Source organism: Mycobacterium hubeiense (genome assembly GCF_002838065.1).
GTDB lineage: Bacteria > Actinomycetota > Actinomycetes > Mycobacteriales > Mycobacteriaceae > Mycobacterium > Mycobacterium hubeiense.
The window spans coordinates 1-539 of record NZ_PIZU01000136.1; the positions used below are offsets into that span (position 1 = coordinate 1).

General features: G+C 71.8%; 1 protein-coding gene. It reads left to right on the plus strand.

What is annotated here, in order from left to right; translation table 11 throughout:
* Positions 1–75: 75 nt before the first annotated feature.
* Positions 76–539, plus strand: a 464-nt coding sequence (locus tag CWS39_RS28410; RefSeq protein WP_142386991.1) for a DNA glycosylase AlkZ-like family protein, incomplete at its 3' end; no start/stop codon positions are given.

A 539-nucleotide genomic window follows, 5' to 3' on the forward strand; every position in this document is an offset into this window, starting at 1 on the left:
AGGGGGCGGGTGCCTCAACCCAGGTTGGCAGAGAGGGGTTGCGGCGCACATCATGTGCACGACGGCCTGTTTCGGATGGCGTCGCTGGCAGCGGGTCTGACGCTGCGGCCCAACGGGGACGGATCGGCGTCGTTCCTACCGCCGGACCAATCGGGGGCTGTGGTCGACGTGGCCGACGCGCGTCAGCACTTGGTGCGACGGTTCCTGCGCCTGTGTGGCCCGGCGTCGGCGCAGGCGTTCAGTGCATGGATCGGCGTGACACCGGCCGCGGTGCGACGGTGGTGGGCGCAGCTCGATCTGGTGGACGTCGACGTCGACGGCCGCACCGTGGTTGTGCACGCCGAGGATGTGGACCTCGTGCGCAGCGCGGCGCCGGCGCGGGCAGTGCGGCTGCTGCCGCCGTACGACCCGCTGCTGGAAGTCGCCGATCGGGAACTGCTCCTCCCCGATCCGCGACGTCGACGTGAGGTGTGGCGCCCATCCGCGAACCCCGGCCTTCTGCTCGTTGGCGGCAAACCGGCCGGCGTGTGGCGGCGCCG